Raw genomic sequence first — 19,242 nt, forward strand, 5'->3', positions numbered from 1 at the left:
ATGGCTATATTTCGCTCACGTAGTGTATCCGATACTCACAATGCTGATCGTGGTGCTTATGGGCATACTCAGAAACGCAATCAGTATGACAATAAGCGTCAGGATAATAGCGCGACTACTCAGCGCCCGCTGTCGGCAATAGCTAATGCTATCCAACAGGGAGCCACCACTACCAGTGAAATCACAAAAATAACCCAGCTTTCAGAATCAACTGTTGATGCAGCACTAGCCCACCTCACTCGAATCGGGATGATGCGCTCATCAACAGAATCAAGCGCATGCACTGAGTGCGGTCTAAAAAGCACTTGTTCCACCTCACCACAAGGATGTAATGAAACTGGTGCTCACGACCGCAATCGTAAGCGTCGTCCTGGATTAACCACGCTCACGCTTATCGAACGACCACAGTAGTTAACTAGTACTAATTAACTACTGATCCATAAAACGGTGACAGCTACTATGACCTATGTTATGACCTGCTGTCACCGTTTTTCTGCTCACTAAAACTGCATATTTTTAGTACACAATAAGTTCTTCGCAGCAAAGCCTTACCAAGATACGATAACCTTGGACGTTATGGAATCTCTTCCCAGTAATCACGATGAACACGAATCACGTAACAAGCTTGCTGCACCTAGTGAGACAACAAGTGATGCATCCGATACATCATCGGAAACGCCAAGCAACAATGATAGCTGGGAAACTACCGATGCTGATTTCACTACTTTAGATCGTGACAATGCAGTGGCTGATGCTACACGTACACAAAAAACTGACAATGAAGAACTACCTCAGCTGCCTTCATTTGTCCAGAACCCCACCAAACGCGATGTCGGTCTTTATATAGCATTCACGGCACTAACCATCTATGGCTTTGCGATCATGCCTTTCCGGGCGGCACTCATTGTTAACCAACCAGTGCTTTACTCTTTTCTCACCGGTAGCTCATTAACTATGACCGCGCATGGTGCAAATAACCCCACCAATTATGGTTTTTTGGCGGCAATGGCATTGGTATCAACCATTAGCGGAATGAAATTTCTACCAGTTTTCTACTTAGCGGGTAAGTGGTGGGGTGAAGAGTTCATTACGCTTTCATTTGGCAAACGCCAACCACTCTGGTGGCGTAAAACCCAAAACTTTATCCGTCAGCACACTGGTTTGTCACTGTTTATTTCTTATATCCCCTTCGTACCTATCCCACCAACGATTGTCATTATTATCGCTGCCATTAAACAGGTACGTTGGCAGGTTGTTACCGCATATACCTTTGTTTATATCCTGATACTAAAAATCTTCTATGCCTGGCTCGGTGCTACATTTGACCAAACTGTCATTGACGGATTGCAAGTTGTTGACCGATATTTACTATGGATCACGCTCGCGCTATTAGGCTGGACAATGTTTGTTGCCAACCGCAAACCCTCCCTTAAAAAGTCTTAACTTTTCATAGCGCGTGAAAACGACGTGCATAAAAAAAATATGTGGCGGTGAACTTAACGTAGTTCACCGCCACATATGTTTTAGGGTATTCATATTTTCATGTTTTTCATGCACGTCTTTTTAAGCTATGGCTTTTCGCTATGTTGGCTTAGATTTTTGTGAATTATTTCAAAGTTATAAGGCACTTTGGTCTTCATTAACGTACTGTTTCTTTGCCCATATCCGTGCTGGTTCTTCTACTAATTCATAACTAATAAACGCTACTGCCACGCTTAATGCACTAGTCATGCTGGTAACTAAGAAAAAATTTCCACTAAAAATATTGATCCCTAAAAGAGGAAACACCAACGATAACAGTGGTACATGCCATAAAAAGATTGAATAAGAAATTTTTCCTAGCCATAACGCTACCGGAGTGCTCAATACACTTTTCGAAGTATCAGCAAGTGCATAAGGGGTAATAACCAAAGCACAAAACAGTGTTCCCGCCATAATCCGCAGCACAAATTCTCCTGGGTTAGGATGAACCAACCCCAAGGGGCCAAACCATTCTTGGCCAGCAATCCATGCTACGAACACTGCTAATGGCCAACTTAGCCACCGTAGTATCGCCGGTAAATACACAACAGTTTCTAATTCTGCTAAAACAAGTCCCACCACAAACCATGGAATATAACTCGGTGGAAATATCTGAAAATTCACACCACTTTCCGGCCACGGTGTACCTGACCAGATAAAACTTAAGCATGCCAAAATTAAAAATAAGCTGATTCGAGTGGTGCGTCGATATGGGCTAAGCAAGCGGAAAAGAAGTGGTAAGACCAGGTAAAAAGCTACTTCAACCGCAAGAGACCAAAGATGTGTTAATCCCCCAGCAAGGGAATTGGGAAAATAAATCTGGGTAAAACTCAGCGTTGCAAAAATGGTACCTAGATTTATATCAAATGCTTCCGGAAGAAAAGCTACTACCAAGAGTACGCATACCCAACACGCTGGGATAATACGAGCTGCTCTGCGAAGATAATAACCCTGTCGATGAAAATTACGCCACAATAAAAAAGCTGATAAGGCAAAAAATACTGCAACAAAGTAATCAAAACGTGCCAGCACGGCACCGAATATCGTGCCCGGATTCACCCCGGTTTGAAAAGCTGTGTGGGTGAGCAGCACCCCAAATGCGGCGACGGCGCGTAACCCCTCAAGTTGAGGCTTGAATTGCGGGTACGATTGACTCACTGTGTGCTTTCACGTTGGAAGTTAAAATCTGGATCTTTTATGGATCAAGAATACAAGTAACAAGTAAGCTAACGAACATTGGGCTGTGAAAGGAAACTGTTTCTTCGTGCGAAAAATACCAAGCCGGCAAGTCATCGTTGCGTTAATAATTGCCGTACTTTTTTTCTTGCTTTCCATTATCGTTCCCAATGTTGTCACCACACAGCTTAAATCATTGGCAACTAATACAACACGTCATGTCACTACTGTTCCAGCAGCGTCAACAGTGCTTAATTTTGGCGCCGACTGTTCAACTGATGCAGCATTATCGTGTTTTATCCAACAGACCACCACCCATCTTGAACGTACCCTTCGTACTTCGTCGACAGATAATAAAAAAGAAGTGGATCTACACGTTGAGGAACGCTTCATTGCTGATGCAATCGATAGGAATGCTAAACCCATCGAACTCATTCAAGTATCCGATTACCTACGGTTAATCCGGCATTCAACCTATCCGGTTATCGATCAAATTAGTTCCATTGAGGTTCATGCCCCAAGCATGGGAGTAAGTTTTAGTACCGGTGATTTCACTCGTGGCGGATTACAATACTTTTTCCCGTTTAATACTGAGCGTCGCAGCTTCGACTTTTTCGATGTTCTTGCACAAACCAGCACTCCGCTAGATTATGTAGAAAATATTGATGGGGTGTATGAATTTAGCCAAACTGTTGCCCCGGTAGATCTCACCAAAGCAGCCACACGATCTTTTACCCACCCAGAAGACATTAGTGACGACCCCAGCAATACCCCCACCATTAATGATCTCACCGAAAGCCAACGCGCGGTCGTTGACGCAATGCATATAAGTGGTACTGCCGCACGTTTTTATCCCGAAGGCGGATCAGAAAATGTCATACTCAAACCTTATTACACTGTCGATCGCAGAATATGGGTGGAGCCTAAAAGCGGCGTTATTGTTAACCAGCAGGAAAAGATTTTTATTTTCTATGCTCGCAATCCTGCCGAAGCTCTAGAAACAGCTCGAGTGGGCCAAGACGAGTACCGCACAATCTTAGCGACGACCTCACAATGGGATGCACAAACACAACAAGAAGCCTGGGCACAGGCACAACCAGTGGTACAAACGCTACGTAATCTACAAATTTTTGCCTTCATTGCCCAACTTATTGCTGGCTTCTTTATTCTGGTTGCGCTGCGTCAGTACCTCAAAAATCGCTGACTTTTAAAAAACGATACAAAAGATGTGCAGTGGATTGAGGTAGCCAGTATGCGGTTTCAACTTTTTAAAAAATATTGCTCCTCGCTCAACCCATTAATCGTCTATGCCACAGCACTTATCGTGGCACTTTTGTGGCCACTGTTTTTTCCTGGGGTGCTTCTGTTGCGCGATATGGTGGTCCTTGATGATATGGCGCTTACCCGCGCATCGGTAGGCGCTGGTGATCTTGCGGCACGTAACACCCCACAAGATGGTTTTCTCGCATTAGTAAGTATTATTTTTCCAGCTAGTTGGATTGTGCGCATTATGCTCTTTGGCTCAGCGGCACTAGGAGCTTGGGCAGCAGCACGCTTAGGTAACTCCAGGTGGACAAAAGCCGCAGCAATAACTGTGTGTTTGTGGAACCCTTTTGTTATTGAACGTTTACTCCAAGGACATTGGTCTTTAGTAATCGTCGCTTTTCTTTTACCAGCACTTTATGTGTTGCGTTTTCAGTTTTATCCTGTGCTGCTCATTATGTGGCTTTGTTCGCTTACACCTACTGGAGCGGTTATTGCCTTAGTAGTTGCGTTAGTTTGTGCGCCTCGTTATTGGATTGTGCATGATTTAAAAATCCGACGGTGGATTCTGTTTGGCTATGGAATTATTATCTTTTTACCGTGGCTTATTCCTAGCATCATAGCTAGGCCAGCAGCTTCTGCTACCAGCACAATATTTTTCGCTCGGGCAGAAACCTATGTTGGTTGGTTTGGCAGCATACTTGGTCTTGGCGGGATATGGAATGCCTCTGTAGTACCAGCATCTCGTTCATATGGGTTCGCGCTCTGTGGCGTAATACTTTTTTCGATACTTTTTATTTTTATGCCTTCTCGACTACGGATATTAGCTATCTTTGGTCTTGGGGAGATGACCGCATTATGGCTTTTCCCCCAGTTACTCTCTATTCCAGGGATGGCATTATTTCGTGATTCCCAGAAACTATGTTTACTACTTATCCCTGGACTAGTTGCTGCTGCTGGACAGGTAACCATAGCTTATAAAACTGCACAAAATACCCAGAACAACCAGCAAAAATTCTTGGCTCCTCTTGTATTGTGTCTTGCTATCCTCCAAATACCTGATGCCCCACTAGCAGTATCGGCATTAAAGCCTATTGAAACTGGATCATGGTATGAGCTTCCTGGCACCGCGCTAGTTATAGATACCCATACGCTCCGTCAATACGACGAACGCGTCATCGTAAACCCGTGGTCAAAAGCAACTGATACCGTTGAATCTGGTCAACTCAGCATTGATAATAAAATTATTGATCCTCCCAGTCAGCGTTACCAACAAGCTATCAAAGGCGATATGGAAGGAATTTCGTGGATTATTATCGACGACCAACCGTATGCGACTGGCAATGCGCCAGTTAAGCATGATCAGTTCTATCTACTGGGACTAGCTTTGGTTATCGCGTGGACGTTTAATCCTCTTGTTATTTTTATCCTATGGTGGCTATCACGAAGACGCACTATGCGTATTCGTCAATAGTTCTTTGAGTAAGGCTTCAAATTGCTTTCCGGTTTCTTCCCAGGAGTAACTATGCGCTTTTAATTTGGCACGTTCGCCTAGTTTTTTGCGATAGGAAGCGTCGTCAAGCAAAGTTTTTACTGCTTGCGATAATTCTTGCGGAGTATCAACAAGTACTCCGGTTTCGTTATCTTCGATGGAATCTCGTAATCCACCAGATTGGGTATAACCGATTGTAGGTACCCCGTGTTGAGCTGCTTCAATAACCGCAAGCCCCCAGCCTTCTTTTCTTGATGGCATAAGGTGCAACGCTGCTTGATCAAGAAGCGCATGCTTATAGTCTTCAGTGACCTGACCATGGAAAATAACTTTCCCGCTTACTCCTTTACGCTGCGCGTATGCTCGTAATTCATCTTCCCACCAGCCAGAACCAATTACATCGAGCACAACATCAAGATCTTCAATCACATCGATAGCATCTTCAATATGCTTATGCGGCACCAAACGCGACAAAGTAACAAGGTGTATTCGCTGGTCATTAGGCAAAATAGGAACAAAACTAGGAATTGGATCTACTCCATTGCGAATAATTGAAATATCCGCTTCCCTAACCCCAAGCTCAACTAATTCCTCTTTACTTGGTGCGCTCACAGTCACATATGACATACCGCGATGAACGAACGGGGAAACAACCGATTCTAGAAACCACCCCAGCCGAGATAAAAATGGACCAGCAACTGGCCATTGTTCTCGGTGGCAGTGATGTGTTAATAAAATAGTTGGCCGGCCAGAAAAAAAACGAGCAAAAAATGGAATTCCATTTTGAGTATCCACAACGACATCCACGTTACGAGCAATACCTAAGCCAACCCGGCCAGCTAACATAGCTAAAGCAGCATGCATATACACACCGAATTTTCCACCACGACGCGAAAACCAAATACCATCCCGATAGCTACGATACGGTGAATCAGTAAACGATGAGGTGCGATAAATAACCTCATGACCACTTTTAACTAAATACGACGCAACCCTTTCTAAGTACCGCTCACTTCCACCACCTTGCGGGTGGGTAGAATCTCGCCAGCACAAAAGAAGGATTTTCATAAGAACTACCACTCTAACAACTTGCCCAAATAATAACGAAGAACGAATAATTTAATTATGATGACTACAACTTAGGCGTTAGATATTTCTTGGTAACTGGCAGCAAAGACTCATCGTTTTTAGCAACCTTCGTGCTCATTTAAGTGTTTTTAAGTATTTTCGTTTTTCTCATCAGCACTTTGTACGCTAGTAACTCATGACATGGGTGCAGTATAAAGAATCATTCCGGAATTTCTTTCTAGGAATACCTCGCGTGCGATTTAAAAAAGGTGCCCCATCTTCGCCCACTTTTGCACGACTGCGTTCTATGGCCACGCTAAGACGCTCTTATGGGCTGCTTCGTGATGTACGTGTAGAACAAAAAGAACCCGATGTTTTTTACTCTCACCTAGCTAGCGATACTGCAGCAATGATTAAAGCATTGCAACACGATATTAATAACACCGATATCACCGGGCATCGAGTGCTCGATGTTGGCGGCGGACCAGGTTATTTTGCAGCATCATTTGAAAAAGCCGGGGCAACATATATCGCCTTAGAACCAGACGCAGGTGAAATGTCTGCTGCTGGAATTACCGTTGCAAATAGTGTGCGTGGCGACGGAACCGCATTGCCTTTTCACGATAATAGTTTCAATACCGTTTATTCCTCGAACGTAGCAGAACATATTGCTAACCCATGGAAAATGGGCGAAGAAATGCTGCGGGTCACTGCTCCCGGCGGGTTATGTGTTATCAGCTACACAGTATGGCTTGGTCCTTTTGGCGGGCATGAAACTGGCCTGCTCGCACACTATATTGGTGGCGAATATGCACGTAATCGCTACACCCGCATCCATGGACATAGCCCGAAAAATGTTTTTGGTACCTCGCTTTTCGACGTTTCCTGCGCTGCTGGAATTCACTGGGCTCAACAAGTACCAGGGGCAGAAGTGGAATTGTTTTTTCCACGCTATCACCCGTCATGGGCATGGTGGTTAGTTCGGGTTCCGCTCGTGCGTGAATTTCTTGTCAGCAATCTTGTTATTGTTTTGCGCAAACACTCATCGAAAGCCTAAACATTTTCTTCTTTTAGCAGCATTTATTCCAGAAATACTATGTGGGTGGCAAGACTACTCTTACCACCCACATAGATGCCTAATGACTCTCCAGTCATCTTTAAAGCATATTACTACGCTCAGCTTTAATTAAGCATATTTTCATATCATTTTATTGTTCTTACTGTGCCGTCTGAACGCGTTCCTTCAACCGATCAAGCTGACCGAGCACTTCAGCAGGGATTTTTTCACCCAAAGAATGCAGGTAGGCCTCGCCATCAGCGACATCGGAAACCCACTGTTCTGCCGGTGCGCTCAAGGCTTCACGAACATCTTCAATCGGGGTAGCTAAACCACTTAAATCAAGATCTTCAGCACGCGCGGTATAACCTGCCACTGTTTCGTCAGCGCCAACACGTCCTTCAATGCGATCCACAATCCACTTGAGCACTCGAGTATTCTCACCGAAACCTGGCCACAAGAAACGTCCATCGTCGCCACGCCTAAACCAGTTAACCAAGAAGATTGATGGCATCTTATTACCACCCTTCTTGCCCATGTTAATCCAATGCTGGAAATAATCACCAACGTTGTAACCAATAAACGGCAACATGGCCATTGGATCATGACGCAAAGCGCCAACCACGCCCTCAGCAGCAGCCGTCTGTCCGGAAGCCAACAAGGCGCCTATCATTGTGCCATGTTCCCAATCGAAACTCTGAGTAACCAGAGGAACCGTATCTGGGCGACGGCCACCAAACAAGATGGCATCAATTTTAACCCCATGCGGATCATTAAACTCTTTAGCCGCAATCGGGCACTGATCTATTGCCACCGCATAACGTGAATTCGGATGAGCAGCATCGGTGCCACTTTCTGGAGTCCAATCATTACCTAACCAGTCAATGAGATGCTCATGCTCACCTTCGAGCCCCTCCCACCAAACATCACCGTCGTCTGTGAGAGCAACGTTTGTAAACAAGGTATTTCCTGGTTCCATCGTCTGCATTGCCATTGGGTTCGATGCATAATTGGTACCCGGTGCGACACCAAAGAAACCATTCTCAGGATTAATTGCATACAGGTAACCGTCATCGCCAAAACGCAACCACGCAATATCATCGCCGATAACCTCAGCCTTCCAATTATCTAAGGTTGGTCGGATAAGAGCCAGGTTTGTTTTTCCGCATGCAGATGGGAACGCAGCAGCAATGTGATAAACCTTGTTTTCTGGGCTTGTTAGCTTCAAGATGAGCATGTGCTCAGCCATCCACTCTTCCTCTTTAGCCATAACCGAAGCAATACGCAATGCAAAGCATTTCTTGGCCAAGATTGCATTTCCGCCATATCCAGAACCATACGACCAAATTTCCTTGGTCTCAGGAAAATGCGTGATGTACTTGGTTTCATTGCATGGCCAAGGAACATCTTGCTGACCAGGTGCCAAAGGCATACCAACCGTATGCAGACACCGAACGAAATCACCATTGCCTAAACGATTAAGCGCCACACTGCCCATACGGGTCATGATGCGCATGGAAAGCACTACATAAGCCGAATCGGTGAGCTGCACACCGATTTTTGGATCATCCGAATCAATCGGCCCCATGGAAAAAGGAACCACATACATGGTGCGCCCTTTCATGGAACCGGCGAAATGCTCCCGCATTTCAGCCTTCATAGTCTGTGGCTGCACCCAGTTATTCGTCGGGCCGGCATCCTCTTCCAACTCTGAACAAATAAATGTACGGGATTCAACACGAGCAACATCGTTGGGATTTGATCGAGCCAGGAAGCTATTTGGACGCTTTTGTTCATTCAAACGAATAAGCGTTCCACCCTCTACGAGTTCCTGTGTGAGCCTATCCCATTCCTCCTGCGAGCCATCAGCAAAAACGACGCGATCAGGCTGGAATAGTTCTACATTTTCTGCAATCCAAGAAAGCAGCGCTTCATTTTCCGTTGGGGCTTCTCCTACTAGCCCCTTGATCGCCACAGTGGACATCCTATTCTCCTGTCATAGGGTTTTGCTTATACGGCTTTTCCACCACTCAGGGTATCGACTACTGATAGCAAAAGAAATACCGATTATGTTGCTCGCATCACAAACTTTCATTACCTGCGCTTACCCCCAGTTCAAACAAGTTCAATCCACCGAACTATCACCATCTCGGGGGAGAATGTCACCCCTATATTGGGGTTTTGCACCACCTTAATGTCGTCGCATTTGTGCCGATACCCACACAGCACGGAAACTATCGCGGATCACTGTGCCACATTCCCACACCCGAATGTGCCGCAATATCCACATAAAACTTTTCCCACCCACTACTTCCACGCAATAGCATTTCCCTATGTCGACTCTTCTTACTCGACAACGTCTTCCGCGCAACATATCTGCGTATGGAATGCGTATAAAACCAGTGCTTTCTGAGAAACTTATAAAAAATTATCCATACCAAACACCACAAAAGAAGTGGTGCCAAATACATGACGCTAAGCAGCACAGTAAAACGCGTAGTAAGCAGTGCCAGTCACAATAAATGTTGAATGAACCACTTAATTAAAAAATACTCGATCAGCAGATCCAAGATCCCCACAAGTCAAGAACATTTATTTACACAGTTTTTTATTTACCTACTGTTAAAGTTTTTTCATTCTCACCTTTTATACACCATCTCTAGCTGTGCATCCGCAACCAGAAAACCGTCGATTGGTAGCAGTCAATCAATAAAACCAAATTAATTCTCATAGATCACAGGAGTGTTCATATTGAACATTATCCTGCAAAAAGGCAGAATATTAGGGATGTCTTGTTCCGATAATACTAATAATTCTGATTTCCCTACCAATCTCGGCCACACCCATGTGCCCACACAATCTAAGCACCAAAAAGCCCCAACACCTACGAATACTGTGCAGGTAACACCAGTGAACGATACCCAAACCAATAGCAATCGCCGCTTCCAAACCGACTTCAATTCCGAATTTGGCAATACTCTTGACTATCCACGCCTGGGCACGGTGAGCTTTAGGCGTGGAACACTCACCGATAACCAGGAAGCACTATGGGATAAACACTGGCCAATCCTTGGTAAAGAACTATCCGATGAACATATCGACATTGATCAATGGTTTAATCGTCAAGCAAAAAGAACCATTGTAGAAATTGGCTCTGGAACCGGAACCTCAACTGCCGCAATGGCACCACTTGAATCAGATACCAACATCATCGCTGTTGAACTTTACAAACCAGGTCTTGCCAAATTACTTGGCTCAATAGTGCGCAATGATATCGACAATATTCGAATGATCCGCGGTGATGGCGTTGAAGTACTCACTCGCATGTTTAATCCAGAAAGCCTTGACGGGGTACGTATTTTCTTCCCTGATCCATGGCCTAAAGCACGTCACCACAAGCGTCGCATTATCCAATCCGGTGTTCTCAATCTGATTGCTTCCCGGCTCAAACCAGGCGGAGTACTTCATGTGGCAACTGATCACGCTGACTATGCCGAATGGATTTCAGAGCTAGTCAAAATTGAACCGCTTTTGGAATATATGGGCTGGCCTTGGAATGAGTGCCCGCAATTAGTTGACCGCCAAGTAATAACAAAATTTGAAGGAAAAGGACTCGAAAAAGACCACACCATCACCGAATTCCTATGGCGAAAGGTCAACAATTAAATGAGCGACGAACAAAATATTTCATATAAGCCCCTCAGCGATCACATCGCACTACTTGTTTGGGATGCACCAAACCTCGACATGGGCTTAGGAGCTATTGTCGGTGGTCGCCCACAAACAGCACATCGCCCGCGTTTCGACGCGATTGGTCGTTGGTTGCTAGCTAAAGCCGGAGAACTTAGCCACTCACAGGGTTCTAAAGTTGTTGCCGAAGGTACTGTATTTGCCAACATTACACCGGGAAACACCGAGCCTATCCGACCTTGGGTAGAAGCATTACGAAATGTCGGTTTCGCTGTTTTTGCTAAACCAAAACTTACCGAAGATTCCGATGTTGACCCCGATATGCTTGCCCACATCAACCAGCGTGTTGAAGAGGGAGTTCTCTCTGGAATTATCGTCGCAAGTGCCGACGGGCAAAATTTTAAAGATCGTCTCGAAGAACTAAGTGCCCAAGGCATTCCGGTTACGGTTATTGGTTTCCGTGAACATGCCACCTGGGCAATTAATTCAGAAGAGTTAGAATTCATTGATCTCGAAGATATTCCTGGTGTTTTCCGAGAACCTCTGCCTCGTATTAGTCTCGATTCACTTCCAGACGAAGGTGCTTGGCTACAACCGATTCGCCCACTAAGTGCACTACTGAAAAATCGCAACGAGGAGTAGCCCATGTTTTCCATTTGGGGCGACTTTGCCTACCGGCACCGAAAAATCGTACCAACTATTATCATCGCAACAATTCTTGCGCTCTACGGCATCTTAGGTGTGCAGCTAGCAGATCGTATGAGCCAGGAAGGATGGGATGATCCTCATTCTTCTTCTACCATGGCAGCTGCCATTGAAAAGAAGACTTTTGGACGCGATAACTCTGGTGATATCATTCTTCTTTTCAGCGCCACCACAGATATTGATGACAGTGGACAATCGGAGGCCATTAAAAATTATCTCACCACATTAAAAGAAGATCATCCTCAACAAATTGAATCCATCACCAGCTATTTTGATAATCGCAATCCGCGACTCAAATCTGATGATGGAACAACAGCATTTGCTGCCGTTGCTCTTCATGGTGACGATGAACAAACACTAAAAGATTTTCGCATCATTCAAGAAGACCTTTCACCACAATTTGAAGGCATCAATGTACAAGTAGCAGGTGCTACTGCTGTTGCAGATGCTTTAGATGCCGGCATGGCTCGTGATATTCAACGCGCAGAAATCTATGCCCTTCCTGCAGTCGCACTACTATTACTTCTTGTTTTTGGATCAGTTGTTGCCACAGGTATGCCGCTCATTGTCGGTGGCTTATCCATTTTGGGTTCACTCGGAATGCTCTCATTATTAGCTGGTTTTACCCAAGTCAATGTGTTTGCACAATCCGTCGTCACGCTTTTAGGTCTTGGTCTTGCCATCGACTACGGTCTTTTTATGGTTTCGCGTTTCCGCGAGGAACTAGATAACGGGCACAATGTACCTGATGCGGTCAGAATTACTACAGTAACTGCAGGTAAAACCGTAGTCTTTTCTGCAGCTATGGTTGCAGTAGCACTTTCTGGTTTACTCATCTTCCCACAAGCCTTCCTAAAATCTGTTGCTTATGGAGCAATTAGTGCAGTCGGGCTTGCCGCACTGTTATCTATTACAGTGTTACCTTCCCTTTTCGGCCTTCTAGGCCATCGAATTGATTTATGGTCTATTCGACGCGGCTCACGCACAGCACGACGCTTAGAAGACACCTGGTGGTACCGACTGCCACAATGGGCAATGAAGCGGTCGATATTAGTCACCAGTGGACTTATTATCTTGCTTATTGCACTATCGGTACCATTGGTCGGCGTAAAATTCGGTGGCATCAACGAAACCTACTTGCCACCAACAAATGATGTGCGTGTTGCCCAACAAAAATTCGATCAAGAATTCCCAGAATTCCGCACTGACCCCATCAAACTGGTAATCACTAATGCCAGCAACGAACAGTTAGTAGATATTTTTCAACAAGCAAACCAAGTTACCGGATTAACTGGTCGCTTCTCGGCAAGTTCTGCCACTGTCGATGGTACAACAGTACTTTCTGCTGGCATTGAAAACCGGGAAAATAATGCTTCCGTTGTTGAACAACTACGTACCTTAGATGTTCCCAATGGGGTGAGCGTTTATATTGGTGGCACACCGGCTATGGAAGTTGAATCCATCGAAGCTCTATTTGAAAAGCTCCCTTGGATGGCAACTTATATTATCGTTGCCACTTTTGTCCTCATGGCACTGGTATTTGGCTCGTTGATCCTACCGGCAAAAGCAATCATTATGACCGTATTAGGTATGGGGGCAACCCTTGGTCTGTTAACGCTGATGTTCGTTGATGGTGTTGGAACCAATATCTTTAATTTCACGGCAGGCCCGCTTATGAGCCCCGTTCTCGTACTCATTATGTCCATCGTTTACGGTTTAAGCACTGACTATGAAGTCTTTCTGGTATCACGAATGGTTGAGGCACGAGAAAATGACGAAAGTACCGATGAAGCAATTAAATATGGTACTGCTCATACCGGTGGCATTATTACAGCTGCTGCGCTCATTATGATCGTAGTGTGCGGAGCCTTCGGTTTCTCGGAAATCGTCATGATGAAATACATTGCTTTTGGCATGATTTTCGCTTTGCTTTTCGACGCCACCATTATTCGTATGCTGCTTGTTCCCGCTGTAATGCATCTTCTCAAAGAAGATAACTGGTGGGCACCGCGTTGTGTAAAAGTAGCTGCCGATAAGCTTGGCCATAATAATGTGCAACTACATCAGACACATCAATCAGCAGAATTTCTTCCAGCACACAATACGCAACCGGTTCTGACTCCATCCATGGAAGATACAACCGAAGTATCGTTACCGCTGCCTAGTACGTATAAAGAGCGAACTACTACCACTCAGCTGACACGCGCTGCAGCAATGGAAACTCGATCAACGATATCTGAACCGGATGATGATATTTTCCTTTCCGATGAGGTAGTCTTCGGCGATGATAATCCGCCAGCAGATACTAAGCCATCAGCAGCATCTGCTGTTCAACCTACAATTTCTAAAGAAACCTCCTCATCAGAAGAACCCGTTACCGAAACACACAGCGACGAAAATAGTATTTTTACTGCCCAACCGATTGTTCCAAATCAGGCCACTCGTGGTGGACGCGTTGCTAGTCAAGATAATGAACTCATCCCATTTAGCGAGTTGCTCAAGCAAATGCAGAAACGAGAGAACAATACTTAGACATTGATGAAATTTTTGCAAAACAAATGGGTTCGTTTCCTTAGCCCACTGGTAGTCATTGTCGTAGCAGCTTTTCTGTTGCGAGATAAAATGCCCTTCCTAAGTGATGGCTACCAGCAAGTTACGCAGGCAAACCCATGGCTGCTTTTGGTTGCTTTTCTATCAATCATTGCCTCTTTAGTATGTATGGCGGAAGTAATGCGTCTACTACTGTTGGCAGGTGGTTCACCAATATCGCTTAAAAAAACGATGAAGCTAACCTTTATTGCAAATGCTTGGTCAACTACTTTTCCTGGCGGTGCCGCAATCTCTACGGTGTACCAATTTCATACATTACGTACCTGGGGTGTTAATGCCGTTATCTCTTCCTGGTTTATTGTTGTCTCGGGAAGCATATCTACTGTCTGGCTTATTGCACTCGGCCTTATTGCAATTATTTTTCTAGGCGCAAAATTTTCAATTCTACCGCTTTTAGGCTCAGCTATTATTCTTATTGGACTAGCTCTTCTATTGCTCTGGGCATCAAAAAACCCCACTAAATTAGAAAAATATTTATCACCAGTGGTACGCACTGTTAGTAAATTTTTTCGTCGGGATACCGCCGCTGCAGAAAAAACTCTGCACACCCACCTGCAACAAATAGGAAAGGTAACACTTCCAGCCAGCAAGTTTCGCATTATTTCACTACTTTCCTTATTGAACTGGCTTTTTGATATTATCTCCGTTTGGTTATGCATCTGGGCGATCACTGGAGTTGCTCCGGGATTAGAAAGAACCCATGAAATACCTAGTATTTTGGGCATAACATTAGCATTTGTCACTGCAAAAATTGTGGGCACGGCAAACGTTACTCCAGCAGGTCTTGGCCCTGTTGAAGCTGCTATGACAGCTAGTCTGGTCGCCGTAGGTATGACTGCTACAAATGCATTCGGTGCTGTTTTTATTTACCGGATTATCTCTTTTGCTCTCATCACAGCACTAGGCTGGGCAATATATTTTTATACAGTTACTCGTGGTGGTGTTCGTGTCATTGTTAATACCGAAGCAACAACAGATACAACAGCATCCGCTTCCTCGTCTTAAAACTGCTAAAGATTAGCTCTACTCAAAAGGAATGAATATGAAAATACTTGGTATGGATTTAATTGCCATATTTTTCTTCGCTTTTCTTGCCCGAGCTGCTCATGGTGGAGTTGATATAACCGCAATATTCAATACGTTTTGGCCATTCGCACTTGGCACGCTTCTTGGATGGCTTATAAGCAACCGTGGCAAAAACGGTGTTCTCATTTGGTTGTGCACCGCTATTACTGGTCTCATTATTTGGGGTATCCGACATAGTGCATTTCCCCATTGGTCTTTTATTATTGTTGCTACCACTATGTCAGGATTTTTACTTCTAGGTTGGCGTGGTGTTGCTCTTCTAGTACATCGACGTGCGCAATAACACCCACTTCTTTCCAGTTACAAATGCCATATCGCTGAACCGAAGACTAAGTTAACACCCATGACTGAAAAAAGTTTAAAATTCAGCGATGCTACACACCGTAGCGCTACTCTCAACATCAATCGCTATCACATTAATTTAGATCTCAGTAAAGCTCGTACCGCAGTAACTTTTCCAGTTACTACTACCATCACATTAGACAGTACAACCGACACAACTTTCCTCGATTACCTGGGCGAACAAGTTGATTTCATTAGTATCAATGGTCAAGAACAAGAAATAGTCTTCGATGGCTCACGGATAAAACTCACGACGCTACCGACAAATACAAAATTTGAAATAAAAATCCACAGTACAAGTTTTTATAGCCGGACTGGCCAAGGGCTACATCGTTTCGTCGATAGTGCAGATAATGAAACATATCTCTACAGCCACCTAGAACCTAGTGATGCTCGTCGGATTTACCCATGTTTCGATCAACCAGATCTTAAAGCTCATATCCAAGTTTCAATGACTGTTCCCTCAGAATGGATAGCACTAAGTAACCAACCAGTTGTCTCCTCTACTACCCATGCAGATACCACCACATATCATTTTGCTGAAACGCCTCCGCTATCTACTTATCTCACCTGTTTTGCAGCAGGCTGCTATAAGGCAAAAACAAGTAGCTGGGTATCACCACAAGGTCAGCGCATCGAGCTAGGCGCCTGGACCAGACAATCCATGTTTGAATATCTTGATGATAAAATACTTGAGATTACTCAACAAGGTCTCAGCTATTTCGATGCTGCCTTTGGCTTTGCCTATCCTTGGGGTAAATACGATTCTATTTTTGTACCAGAATATAATATTGGTGCCATGGAAAACCCAGGCCTCGTTACTTTTACTGAGACTTACGTTTTTCGATCTCAAGCAACCGATGCCCAACACGCAGCACGTGCAAATACTATTTTGCATGAGATGAGCCATATGTGGTTTGGTGATTTGGTAACACCTCAATGGTGGGATGACCTGTGGTTAAAAGAATCTTTCGCTGAGTTTATGGGAGCCGATGCTTCAGTAGAAGCAACTCGTTTTACTAATGCCTGGGTTGATTTCGCTGGCAATCGTAAAAATTGGGCGTACGAACAAGACCAACTTCCTAGCACACACCCAATTAAGGCAACCATTAATGATGTCGATGCAGCACGTCAAAACTTTGATGGCATCACCTATGCCAAAGGTGCTTCTGTGCTAAAACAATTAGTCCATTTTGTTGGTAGAGAACAATTCTACGACGCAGCAAAAGAATACTTTGCTACTTACCCTTTTTCTTCTGCAACTTTTACCGACTTACTCGCAGTGCTAAAAAATCATACTGATCGCAACCTTGATATATGGAGTAATAAATGGTTGCTGAGCACCGGAATTGATAAATTAACCCCACAACTAGAAATCGTTGACGGAAAGATTGCCTCGCTAAAGGTGCACCTAACTTCCGAAGCAATGCAACGCCCACATCGAATTGATATCGGATTGTATAAGCTCAACGATTCACAACTAACCCGTACTCATCTTCTTGACGTATTTGTAGAAGATAGTATGACTTCTGTCGCTGATGCTATTGGTCTTGATGCCCCAGATCTTGTTTTGCTTAACGATGGTGATCATACCTACGCCAAAATTGCTTTCGATCAACACTCACTATCGACTGCACTTGAGCATCTCAGTAAAATCGATGACGGACTTTCTAGAGCTGTTATCTGGACTGCACTGTGGAATCTGACCCGTGATGGACAATTATCTGTTTCTGATTTCATCACTGCAGTGCTTAAGCATTGCGGAAAAGAAACAAATCCAAGTATTTCTGCACGCATACTCAACCATGCAGACTATGCATCACAAATGTTCACAAGCGAAAAAACACGTGTTCAGGAACAAGAACGATTCTCGGAAAAACTCTGGTCACAGCTTAAAGATGCGTTACCAGGTTCTGATGCTCAACTTGTCCTCGCACGATCTGCTATCAGTGCGCTTGCTGCTAAACCAACACCAGGTTCACTTGAGTTACGTGCTATTCTTCGCGCAGAAATCGAAGGATTAGACTTATCACCAGATATCCGGTGGTCTATTTTGGCAGCGCTTGCTGCCCGCGATGATATAACCGATATTGAACTTGAACAAGAATTGCGTCACGATAACACACTCAGTGGCCAGGTATCTTTCTTACGGGCGCAACATAGTTTCCCACGAGCAGAACTAAAAGAAACCATTTTTAATGAGATAATTAGGCCTAACTCATGGTCTAATGCAGAATTAGATGCGCTTATTGCCGCCTATAATTCCCCCGGCCATGATGAGCTACGCGCACCACTATTTTCTCGTTTCTTCACCATGATTCCTACTATATGGAGCCAACACCCTATCGAGATCGCTAATAAACTTATTCGTGGTTTATATCCACAGGTTCAGCAATCTATTGCAGAAACCGATGTGCTCCTTGCTCAAGAGCTTCCCACTGCTTTGCGACGGATTTTACTCGAATGCCAAGATACTGTTCGCCGAGCTGTTATGGTTCAAGTGGCTAATCACTAGACCTACAAGCATTACTTATTATCAGTAAATGGCGCCACCCGCTAAGCAAGCATCTTCACTGTTAAGCGAGTCAAGCGTAGTTATTACAATCAGTGCAAGCGCTGTGGCGCATTCGCTGATAATAAGATCTTTTTGGGCAGGTATATGTACAAACCCAGCACGAGCTGGATGTTTTTGTGCGTTTATAGTACGCATCAGAGTATAAAAGACCTCATTACACACATAGGTTCCCGCAGTCTGAGAAATGTTTACCGGAAGATCATGTTCTTTTAATACCTGCATGCATCGTTTTATCGGCAGCGTCGTAAAGTAACCTACGTCGCCACCGGTAACTATCGCTTCGTCGATAGGTTGATTTCCAGTGTTATCAGCAATAGCTGCATCACGAATATTGATAGCAACTCTTTCAATGCTGACGGTTTTTCGCCCATTAGCTAGACCGCAGGCGACCACGATCTGTGGTTTCAGCTCTGCAACACGTTTAGTAAGAATACTGCCGGCAGTATGAAATTCCACCGGAAGTTCCTCACTATAAACCTTAGAATCTCGCTGCGACTCAATAATCTGTTTAGCGGCTTGTACTGCCAACCACGATTCATTGATAGTCGCTCCAGCGAAAGGTTCAAATCCTGTTAATAAAACAGTAACCGTCATAGTCTAAAAATTAGCAGGTGCTGTACGTATCTATACACGTATAACACCTGTTTTTATTTTCTT

The 19,242-nt window shown here is 44.5% G+C and carries 15 protein-coding genes; 11 read left to right on the top strand and 4 right to left on the bottom strand.

The features are described from left to right. Both UL82_RS10710 and UL82_RS09620 read left to right on the top strand, forming a co-directional pair. Entirely contained in the window at positions 1–411 is a 411-nt protein-coding gene (locus UL82_RS10710) for a hypothetical protein (protein ID WP_052735957.1), read from the top strand. 165 nt (positions 412–576) lie between these two features. Beyond that, complete coding sequence (locus UL82_RS09620; RefSeq protein ID WP_052735958.1) at positions 577–1,443, top strand: hypothetical protein; 867 nt, start codon at positions 577–579, stop codon at positions 1,441–1,443. A gap of 174 nt (positions 1,444–1,617) precedes the next feature. On the opposite strand, the gene UL82_RS09625 is transcribed toward UL82_RS09620, so the two are convergent. Further along, positions 1,618–2,679: an acyltransferase family protein gene (locus UL82_RS09625; RefSeq protein WP_046440685.1), complete on the bottom strand. Its 1,062-nt coding sequence runs from the start codon at positions 2,677–2,679 to the stop codon at positions 1,618–1,620. A gap of 106 nt (positions 2,680–2,785) precedes the next feature. On the opposite strand from UL82_RS09625, the gene UL82_RS09630 reads away from it, so the two are divergent. Both UL82_RS09630 and UL82_RS09635 read left to right on the top strand, forming a co-directional pair. Beyond that, positions 2,786–3,901 (top strand): DUF3068 domain-containing protein, encoded by a 1,116-nt coding sequence (locus tag UL82_RS09630; protein ID WP_052735959.1) that lies wholly within the window; start codon positions 2,786–2,788, stop codon positions 3,899–3,901. A 48-nt stretch (positions 3,902–3,949) separates the two neighbouring features. Further along, entirely contained in the window at positions 3,950–5,434 is a 1,485-nt protein-coding gene (locus tag UL82_RS09635) for a hypothetical protein (RefSeq protein WP_046441516.1), read from the top strand. Here UL82_RS09635 and UL82_RS09640 read toward each other — a convergent pair. Continuing rightward, entirely contained in the window at positions 5,402–6,520 is a 1,119-nt protein-coding gene (locus UL82_RS09640) for a glycosyltransferase family 4 protein (protein ID WP_046440687.1), read from the bottom strand. The genes UL82_RS09635 and UL82_RS09640 overlap by 33 nt on opposite strands. Before the next feature lie 307 nt (positions 6,521–6,827). On the opposite strand from UL82_RS09640, the gene UL82_RS09645 reads away from it, so the two are divergent. Continuing rightward, on the top strand, positions 6,828–7,577 hold the full coding sequence (locus UL82_RS09645; protein ID WP_046441519.1) for a class I SAM-dependent methyltransferase: 750 nt from the start codon (positions 6,828–6,830) through the stop codon (positions 7,575–7,577). A gap of 160 nt (positions 7,578–7,737) precedes the next feature. Here UL82_RS09645 and UL82_RS09650 read toward each other — a convergent pair whose 3' ends face one another. Next, complete coding sequence (locus tag UL82_RS09650) at positions 7,738–9,561, bottom strand: phosphoenolpyruvate carboxykinase (GTP) (protein WP_046440689.1); 1,824 nt, start codon at positions 9,559–9,561, stop codon at positions 7,738–7,740. A gap of 803 nt (positions 9,562–10,364) precedes the next feature. Between UL82_RS09650 and trmB the strand changes: the two genes are divergently transcribed. Genes trmB through pepN form a run of 6 tightly spaced genes read left to right on the top strand, consistent with a single transcriptional unit; the run spans position 10,365 to position 18,525 of the window. After that, the gene (gene trmB, locus UL82_RS09655) at positions 10,365–11,243 is read left to right on the top strand and encodes a tRNA (guanosine(46)-N7)-methyltransferase TrmB (protein ID WP_083966472.1); all 879 of its coding nucleotides are present in this window, start codon (positions 10,365–10,367) and stop codon (positions 11,241–11,243) included. Then, positions 11,244–11,909 (top strand): NYN domain-containing protein, encoded by a 666-nt coding sequence (locus tag UL82_RS09660; RefSeq protein ID WP_046440691.1) that lies wholly within the window; start codon positions 11,244–11,246, stop codon positions 11,907–11,909. 3 nt (positions 11,910–11,912) lie between these two features. Then, positions 11,913–14,504 carry an MMPL family transporter gene (locus UL82_RS09665; RefSeq protein ID WP_046440693.1) on the top strand — a complete coding sequence of 864 codons (2,592 nt, stop codon included), beginning with the start codon at positions 11,913–11,915 and terminating at the stop codon, positions 14,502–14,504. 6 nt (positions 14,505–14,510) lie between these two features. After that, positions 14,511–15,587: a lysylphosphatidylglycerol synthase transmembrane domain-containing protein gene (locus tag UL82_RS09670; RefSeq protein ID WP_046440695.1), complete on the top strand. Its 1,077-nt coding sequence runs from the start codon at positions 14,511–14,513 to the stop codon at positions 15,585–15,587. Between the two features lie 37 nt (positions 15,588–15,624). Continuing rightward, on the top strand, positions 15,625–15,951 hold the full coding sequence (locus UL82_RS09675; protein WP_046440696.1) for a DUF3054 domain-containing protein: 327 nt from the start codon (positions 15,625–15,627) through the stop codon (positions 15,949–15,951). 60 nt (positions 15,952–16,011) lie between these two features. Then, positions 16,012–18,525 carry an aminopeptidase N gene (pepN, locus tag UL82_RS09680; RefSeq protein WP_046440698.1) on the top strand — a complete coding sequence of 838 codons (2,514 nt, stop codon included), beginning with the start codon at positions 16,012–16,014 and terminating at the stop codon, positions 18,523–18,525. Between the two features lie 21 nt (positions 18,526–18,546). Here pepN and UL82_RS09685 read toward each other — a convergent pair whose 3' ends face one another. Further along, complete coding sequence (locus UL82_RS09685) at positions 18,547–19,179, bottom strand: pyroglutamyl-peptidase I (protein WP_046440700.1); 633 nt, start codon at positions 19,177–19,179, stop codon at positions 18,547–18,549. Positions 19,180–19,242: the final 63 nt, after the last annotated feature.

Source organism: Corynebacterium kutscheri (assembly GCF_000980835.1).
In the GTDB taxonomy this organism is placed as follows: domain Bacteria; phylum Actinomycetota; class Actinomycetes; order Mycobacteriales; family Mycobacteriaceae; genus Corynebacterium; species Corynebacterium kutscheri.